At 70.5% G+C, this 7,651-nt stretch carries 9 protein-coding genes and 1 riboswitch; of the genes, 3 read left to right on the top strand and 6 right to left on the bottom strand.

The annotated features are described in order from the left end of the window. Positions 1-228 precede the first annotated feature (228 nt). A complete protein-coding gene (locus tag M2271_RS24470) occupies positions 229-480 on the top strand; it encodes a (2Fe-2S)-binding protein (protein ID WP_280889461.1) in 252 nt (83 codons plus the stop codon). A 22-nt stretch (positions 481-502) separates the two neighbouring features. On the opposite strand, the gene bfr is transcribed toward M2271_RS24470, so the two are convergent. Continuing rightward, on the bottom strand, positions 503-982 hold the full coding sequence (gene bfr, locus M2271_RS24465; RefSeq protein ID WP_280889460.1) for a bacterioferritin: 480 nt from the start codon (positions 980-982) through the stop codon (positions 503-505). Positions 983-1,156: 174 nt separating this feature from the next. On the opposite strand from bfr, the gene M2271_RS24460 reads away from it, so the two are divergent. After that, entirely contained in the window at positions 1,157-1,789 is a 633-nt protein-coding gene (locus M2271_RS24460; protein ID WP_280889459.1) for a sulfite oxidase-like oxidoreductase, read from the top strand. A gap of 188 nt (positions 1,790-1,977) precedes the next feature. On the opposite strand, the gene M2271_RS24455 is transcribed toward M2271_RS24460, so the two are convergent. The 5 genes from M2271_RS24455 to thiO all read right to left on the bottom strand — a co-directional run bounded on the left by M2271_RS24455 (position 1,978) and on the right by thiO (position 7,121). After that, on the bottom strand, positions 1,978-2,856 hold the full coding sequence (locus M2271_RS24455) for a deoxyribonuclease IV (RefSeq protein ID WP_280889458.1): 879 nt from the start codon (positions 2,854-2,856) through the stop codon (positions 1,978-1,980). 34 nt (positions 2,857-2,890) lie between these two features. Continuing rightward, positions 2,891-4,828 carry a Stk1 family PASTA domain-containing Ser/Thr kinase gene (pknB, locus tag M2271_RS24450; RefSeq protein ID WP_280889457.1) on the bottom strand — a complete coding sequence of 646 codons (1,938 nt, stop codon included), beginning with the start codon at positions 4,826-4,828 and terminating at the stop codon, positions 2,891-2,893. 119 nt (positions 4,829-4,947) lie between these two features. Next, positions 4,948-5,742, bottom strand: coding sequence for a thiazole synthase (locus M2271_RS24445; protein WP_280889456.1), 795 nt, complete (start codon positions 5,740-5,742; stop codon positions 4,948-4,950). Positions 5,743-5,745: 3 nt separating this feature from the next. Further along, on the bottom strand, positions 5,746-5,946 hold the full coding sequence (gene thiS / locus M2271_RS24440; protein ID WP_280889455.1) for a sulfur carrier protein ThiS: 201 nt from the start codon (positions 5,944-5,946) through the stop codon (positions 5,746-5,748). Beyond that, positions 5,943-7,121 carry a glycine oxidase ThiO gene (gene thiO / locus M2271_RS24435; RefSeq protein WP_280889454.1) on the bottom strand — a complete coding sequence of 393 codons (1,179 nt, stop codon included), beginning with the start codon at positions 7,119-7,121 and terminating at the stop codon, positions 5,943-5,945. Before thiO ends, thiS begins: the two co-directional genes overlap by 4 nt. Then, positions 7,119-7,230, bottom strand: a riboswitch (TPP riboswitch). Its footprint overlaps the gene before it by 3 nt. Before the next feature lie 52 nt (positions 7,231-7,282). Between thiO and M2271_RS24430 the strand changes: the two genes are divergently transcribed. Then, on the top strand, positions 7,283-7,633 hold the full coding sequence (locus tag M2271_RS24430; RefSeq protein ID WP_280889453.1) for a hypothetical protein: 351 nt from the start codon (positions 7,283-7,285) through the stop codon (positions 7,631-7,633). The last annotated feature ends 18 nt before the right edge of the window (positions 7,634-7,651 follow it).

Raw genomic sequence — 7,651 nt, 5'->3', positions numbered from 1 at the left:
TATCCCCTCGCCCCGCCTGGGGTTTCCTTGCGCCCATTATTTTTAGTGAAACTATTTCTTTGCCGCGGACCCCTTCGGTCGGGGGGGGGGGGGGGGGGGGGGGGGGGGGGGGGGGACCCCCCCCCCCCCCCCCCCCACTCCACTTTTACGGCTCACGCCCGACGGGTAAGGTTAGGTTAGCCTCACCGATCCTGGTCGGGGCGACGCTACTGTGAACCCCGCCGGGAGGTGAACCGCGTGTACGTCTGCAACTGCTTCGGTGTGACCGAGGCGCAGGTCAAGGAGCACGCGGAGAACGGTGCCGGTACCCCCCGCCAGATCGCCTCGGCCTGCAAGGCGGGCACGGACTGCGGGTCGTGCGTACGACGCATCCAGGCGCTCCTCGGCAGGGGTGCCTGCCCGAGCCACGACCTCACCGGTCAGGGGAAGTCCGTACGCGCGGAACCCTCGGAACTCAGGGCCCTCGAGGAAGCGGCGTAGGTCCGGGCTGGTCCCGGTCGGCTCAGCTCTCCGGCTGCTCGATCAGCTGGGCGAGGTAGAGCGCCTCGCCGAGTTTGTCCAGGAGCTCCAGCTGGGTGTCGAGGTAGTCGATGTGGTGCTCCTCGTCCTGAAGGATCGACTCGAAGAGATTGGCCGACGTGATGTCGCCCTTCTCCCGCATCACCTTGATGCCGCGCCGGAGCCGGTCGATCGCCTCGACCTCGACCTGCCGGTCGGCCTCGAACATCTCCTTGACCGTCTGTCCCACGCGTACATGGAAGAGGCGCTGGTAGTTCGGCAGCCCGTCCAGGAACAGGATCCGGTCGGTGAGCACCTCCGCGTGCTTCATCTCGTCGAACGATTCGTGCCGCGTGTATTTCGCGAGCTTGGTCCAGCCGAAGTTCTCCTGCATCTTCGCGTGCAGGAAGTACTGGTTGATCGCGGTGAGCTCGGCGGTCAACTGCTCGTTGAGGAATTCGATGACCTCGGGGTCGCCCTGCATCGCAGAGGCTCCTTCCGACCGGGGGAACTGGCGGGTTGCGCCGCATGATTGCACCGGCAACGAAGATCGTCCAGTAAGTCTTCACTTAGTAAGTAAGGGCATACTTAGTGCCGATTGCCCGATTTAGGTGGGGGTTGGTCAGGTGCACTGCCCCGGGTCTGTCAGGATGGAGTCATGGGTCAGCCGGTGGAACGCGAGTCGGGAGAAGCGGCACACTCCGAGCTTCCGCCGGGGCAGCGACTGCAGCGTGGCTGGCCGGTCACGCACTACGGCCCGGTCCCCAAGTTCCGGCCCGAGCGCTGGGAATTCCGGGTCTTCGGCGCCACCGCGGACGGCGAGAAGCACTGCTGGAACCACGAGGAGTTCACGGCCCTGCCCTATACCACGGTCATGGCCGACCTGCACTGCGTCACGAAGTTCAGCATGCTCGGCGCCGAGTGGGGCGGCATTCCCACCCGGACCGTCCTGGAGATCGCCCCGCCCGCACCCTCCGTCACCCATGTGATGGTATGGGCGGAGTACGGCTTCAGCTCCAACCTGCGTCTCGCGGACTTCGCGTCCGAGCGCACGATCTTCGCCACCCACAAGGACGGCGAACTGCTCACGGCGGAACACGGCTTCCCCCTCCGCCTCGTCGTCCCCCACCTGTACGCGTGGAAGGGACCCAAGTGGGTCCGCGGCATCGAGTACATGACCGCCGACCGCCGCGGCTTCTGGGAGGAACGCGGCTACCACAACGTCGGCGATCCCTGGAAGGAACAGCGTTACTCCTACCAGGAAGGGCCCGGGGAGGGGCCTGAGCTCTGACCCTACGAGCTCTGATCCCACCAGCTCTGATCTCACGAGCTCTGGCCCCACCAGCTCTGATCTCACGAGCTCTGGCCCCACCAGCTCTGATCTCACGAGCTCTGGCCCCACCAGCTCGGATCCCACGAGCCGTGACTCCACCAGCTCTGACTCCACGAGCTCGGAAAACCCACGTCACGGCCCCGGCGTCAGCCGTCCCGCAGTTTCTTCAGCCGCTCCACGTCCATCGCGTGGCCCTCCTTGCCGCCGGGCGTCTCGATGATCAGCGGAACGCCCTCGGTGGCGGGGTGGGTCATCAGCTCCCGGAACGGGTCCTCGCCGATATGGCCGGAGCCAATGTTCTCGTGCCGGTCCTTGTGTGCGCCGACCACGTCCTTGGAGTCGTTGGCGTGGATCAGCCTCAGCCGTCCCTCGCCGACCGTGTCCACGAGCAGGTCCAGCGTCCGGTGCATCCCGCTCGGCCCGGTCAGGTCGTGTCCGGCCGCGAAGATGTGGCAGGTGTCCAGGCACACGCCCAGCTTCGGATGGGCGTCCAGCGCCTCGAAGTACGGCCCGAAGTCCCAGGTCCGCGAGCACAGCGAGGCGCCCTGACCGGCCGTCGACTCCAGGAGCAGAAACGGGTCGTCGTCGTGGGTGAGCTCGTCGAGCAGCGGCAGCAGGTACTCCCGCACCTGCTTGAGCGCCACCGACCGGTCCCGGCCCCCGGTCGCGCTGCCGGTGTGCACCACCACGCCCAGCGCACCGATCTCCCGCCCGCGCCGCAGCGAGTGCCGCAGCGACTCCACCGACTTCTCCACGGTCGCCTCGGTGTGCGAGCCGAAGTTGATCAGATACGGCGCGTGCACATACGCCGGGATCGACTCGGCCGCGCACACCGCCCGGAACTCCTCGTCCTGCCGCGGGTTCCCGGCCGGCGTGGCCCAGCCGCGCGGGTTGGCGACGAAGACCTGTACGGCCTCGGCCTTCAGGTCATGGGCGTAGGACAGCCCCACGGAGTGCAGGCCGCCGGCCACGGGGACATGACCGCCGACGGGGTTGCGGGAGGGGCCGAGGTGCTGACTGTTCACCGGTTCAGGGTGCCATGCGCCCGAGGCCGTCCGGTCAGCGGATGGTGATCGTGATCGTCGAGCCCTTGGGCGCGCTCTCCCCGCCCTCCACGGACTGCTTCTTGACGGTGTCGCCGAACAGCCCGAGCAGCCCGCGGTCCTCGTCGACCTCGAAACCGGCGCCCTCCAGTGCGGACTTGGCGTCGTCGACGCTGTCGCCGACCACGTCCGGGACCTCGACCATCTCGGGGCCCTTGGACAGCGTCAGCGTCACCGTGTCGCCGTCGGCCGCGGTGCTGCCGCTCTCCGGGGTCTGCCGGGCGACCTCCCCCTTGCCGACGTCGGAGGAGTCGACCTCCTCGGGGGAGACCTTCACCTTGAGGCCCGCCTCCTCCAGGTCCGCCCGCGCGTCCTCCAGGGACTCACCCGTGACGTCCGGAACGTCGATCGGGCTGCCCTTGCTGACGACGAGCGCGACCGCCGAACCCGCGCGGCGCTCGGTGCCACCCTCCGGGTCCGTGGAGATCACGAACCCCTTGTCCACGTCGTCGCTGAACTCCCGGGTGACCATGCCCGGCTCCAGCCCGTCCTGCTTCAGCACGGTCCTGGCCTTGTCCAGTCGGTAGCCCTGAACGTCGGACACCTTCACGGTCTTCGGTCCGTCGGAGATGACGAGCTTCACGGAGTCGTTGTCCCGGATACGGGCGCCCGTATCCGGGTCGGTGCTGACGACGGTGCCGCGCTTCACGGTGTCGCTGTACGCGTGCTGGACCTTGCCGACCTCCAGCCCGGCGGCCTCCAGCCGGCTCCGGGCCTGCGCCTCGGTCTTCTCCAGCACCGCCGGGACCTTGGTGAACTGACCGGAGTTGATGTACCAGACGCCCGCGCCGACCCCGAGGGTCAGCAGCACGGCGGCGACGACGGCGTACAGCCGGCGGTCCGGGCGGGCGCGGCGGCGCGGCGGCAGCGGCGCTCCGGCCTCCAGTCGGCTCGTGTGATGGACCCCGGCCCCGGACGCGTCCTCGTTGACCGGCAGCGGTCGCGACATGGGGGACGTCAGTGAGCGCGGGAGCACGCTCGTGCGGTCCTCGGCGTTGCCGTGCGCCCCCGGGACCGCCTGCGGCGGCACGGCGTCCAACTGGTCGGTGCTGAGAGCCGAGCGGGCCTCCCGTGCCTGCGCGAGCAGCGCGACGGCGTCGTACGGCCGCAGACCGGGGTTGCGGGCGGTCGCGGAGGCGACCAGCTCGTCCAGTTCGTAGGCCAGACCGGGCACGAGCGCCGAGGGGGGCGGGACGTCCTCATGGAGGTGCTTGTAGAGCACGATCGCCGGGGAGTCCCCGTCGTGCGGCTTCTGGCCGGTGAGCATCTCGTGGAGGACGACACCGCACGCGTACACGTCGACGCGGGGGTCGGCGGCGCCCGGCTGCTCGATCTGTTCGGGCGCGAGGTACGAGACGGTGCCGAGCACGGCCCCGGTGGTGCTGGTGACGGTGTCCACGGAACGCACGAGGCCGAAGTCGGCGACCTTCACCCGGCCGTCGTCCCCTATCAGGACGTTCTCCGGCTTCATGTCCCGGTGCACGAACCCGGCCCGGTGCGCGGCGCCCAGCGCGGCCAGCACCGGCTCCAGGATGTCGAGCGCGGCCCTCGGCTGCAGTGCCCCGCGGTCGCGCAGCACGTCCCGCAGGGTGCAGCCGGCGACGTACTCCATGGCGAGGTAGACGTACGACCCGTCGGTGCCCTGGTCGAAGACCTGCACGACGTTCGGGTGGGCGAGCCGGGCGACGGACTTGGCCTCGCGGATGAACCGCTCGACGAACGACCCGTCGGCGGCCAGCGCCGGATGCATCACCTTGAGCGCGAGCACCCGGTCCAGGCGGGTGTCCAGGGCCCGGTAGACCGTGGCCATCCCGCCGACCGCGATCCGCGCGTCGACGCGATAGCGGCCGTCGAGCACCTGCCCGACCAGAGGGTCCTGAAGGGTCGTGTCCACGCAGGTGAGTGTACGAGCCGCCGCCGACAGCGCCGGGGGTTCGGCCCTGATAGGGGTGCGACTGCAGCCGACCTGTGACGGATGTCGCACCCGCTTCCCGACGTCAGTCGAACATACGTTCAGAAGGCGGGTCGTTCGGGGTCCAGATACGCCAAGCCCTCCGCGGGAGACGACGCCTGCGCGAAGTGCCGCCGGGGAATGCGCCCCGCCAGCCGGGCCAGCCGCCCCGCTTCGACGGCATGCCTCATGGCGGCGGCCATCCGCTCCGGCTCCTGCGCCCGCGTCACCGCCGACGCCAGCATCACCCCCGCACACCCCAGCTCCATCGCCAGCGTCACATCCGACGCCGTACCGGCCCCGGCGTCCAGGATCACCGGCACGCGCGCGTGCTCCACGATCAGCTGGAAGTTGTGCGGATTGCGGATTCCGAGCCCGGACCCGATCGGGGAACCCAGCGGCATGATCGCCGCGCAGCCGGCATCCTCCAGCTTCCGCGCCAGCACGGGATCGTCGTTCGTGTACGGCAGCACCGTGAACCCGTCGTCCACCAGCGTCTGAGCCGCCTCCAGCAGCTCGATCGGATCCGGCAGCAGGGTCCGCTCGTCGGCGATGACCTCCAGCTTGATGAGGTCGGTGCCGAGCGCCTCGCGGGCGAGGCGGGCGGTGAGCACGGCCTCGCCGGCGGTGAAGCAGCCGGCGGTGTTGGGCAGCACCCGGATGCCGAGCTTCTCCAGCACCGACAGCACCGAACCGTGCACGTCCGGAGCGACCCGGCGCATCGCGACCGTCGTCAGCTCGGTCCCGGACGCGACCAGCGCCCGCTCCAGCACCTCCAGGCTGGGCGCACCGCCCGTACCCATGATCAGACGGGACGCGAACGACGTGTCACCGATGGCAAAGGGGTCGTCGGCCATGGGTCAGCCTCCTTGGACGGCGGTGAGGACCTCGACACGGTCCCCGTCGGAGAGGGACGTCGACGGCCACTGCGCGCGCGGGACGACGGTTTCGTTGAGGGCGGCGGCCACCCCGGAGGGCGCCGGCGTGAGGGAGCTCACCAGGGCGTCGAGTGCCGTACCGGGAGCGACCTCCTGCAGCTCGCCGTTGACCGAGATGTTCATACGGGCTGCTCCGTGCGGGCGGCGGCGAAAAGACCGGCGGCGAAGCGCCTGGCGGTGAAGGGGCGGGCCTCGTCCGGGAGTTCACCGCAGACGAGGGCGTGCGCCAGGGTGTCGCCGGTGACCGGGGTGAGCAGCACGCCGTTGCGGTAGTGCCCGGTGGCCAGCAGCAGCCCGTCCAGTGCGGACGGGCCGAGCAGCGGCGCGTTGTCGGGGGAGCCGGGGCGCAGCCCGGCCCGGGTCTCCGTGAGCGGCAGCTCGGTGATCCCGGGCACCAGCTCGTGGGCGTCGCGCAGCAGTTCGTACACCCCGCCCGCGGTCACCGTGGTGTCCCAGCCGAGCTCCTCACTGGTCGCGCCGACGACGAGTTCGCCGTTCTCGCGCGGCACCAGGTAGACCTGGCTGCCGCGCACCACGGCACGCACGGTCCGGCTCAGGAAGGGCGCGTACCGCTCGGGCACGGTCAGCCGCAGCACCTGCCCCTTCACCGGCCGCACGGGCGGCAGGACGTCCTGCGGGACCCCCGCCAGCCGTCCGCTGAGGCTGCCCCCCGCGAGCACCACCTGCCCGGCGCCCAGCGCGACACCCTCGGGGGTGACGACACCGACCGCGCGCTCCCGTACGACGGACAGCCGCCGCGCCCACGACCGGTGGAAGACCACTCCCGCGCGCTCGCACGCGACCACGAGGGCCGCCACGAGCCGCCGGGGGTCGATCTGGTGGTCCCCGTCGACCCGGAGCCCCCCGCGCACGCCCGGTGCGAGCATCGGCTCCAGGCGCCGGCACTCACGCCCGGACAACCACTCGGAGTCCAGCCCCGACTGCCGTTGCAGGGCGTGCAGCTCACGCAGATGGGCGCGGTCGTCGGCGTCCAGGGCGACGGCGAGCGTGCCGCTGCGGCGGTAGCCGAGGTCGTGGCCGCTGAGGTCGGTCAGCTCGGCCGCGAAGTCCGGATAGCGGCGGGCCGACTCCAGGTTCAGGCCGAGCAGGGTCTGCTCGCCGTAGTGCAGTTCCGTGACGGGGGCCAGCATCCCGGCTGCCACCTGGGCGGCCCCGCCGCCGGGCTCGGGGTCCACGACCGTGGTGGCGAACCCGCGCTGCGCAGCCCGCCAGGCCGTGACCACGCCGATGATTCCGCCCCCGACGACGAGGACGTCTGACGTTCGTGAGGACGACATGGGCGTCCAGCCCCTCCCTTCGCCGGCATGACCCGGATCAGGTTCGTACGGTCGGAGGCCGCCAGCCTCCCTCTCAGCCCGGTGCGTCCGGGCTCCCGCGAGTGCCTTACGTTGGCCACCCTAGCCCGTGGTTCCACGCCGCTGTAAGGGAGTCCTGCCTCATGCCGCGCTCGCTGGACGGCCTCGTCCTCGCCCCTGTCGCCGACCAGGCCCCAGGTCAGGTGGGCACACGCACCCGGTTCGCGTACCACGAGAAGGACGGCGAGATCTGGGCCGAATACGCGGGCGGGGACGTCGTACGCGGGCATCTGGTGGGGACCCGGGAGGGCGACCGGCTGGACTTCCGGTACGTACAGCTCAAGCAGGACGGGACGACGTCCTCGGGTCACTGTGTGTCGGCCGTCGTCGCACTGGCGGACGGCCGGGTGCGGCTGGAGGAGAGCTGGGCGTGGGAGTCACAGCCCGGTAGCGGGACGAGCGTTGTGGAGCAGGTCACGGAGCAGCACGGGTGACTGACGAATCGTCAGTTG

The organism is Streptomyces sp. LBL (assembly GCF_029893585.1).
Taxonomy (GTDB): domain Bacteria; phylum Actinomycetota; class Actinomycetes; order Streptomycetales; family Streptomycetaceae; genus Streptomyces.
Note: the sequence above shows the minus strand (reverse complement) of the source record. Positions and strands in the feature narration are given on the sequence as shown.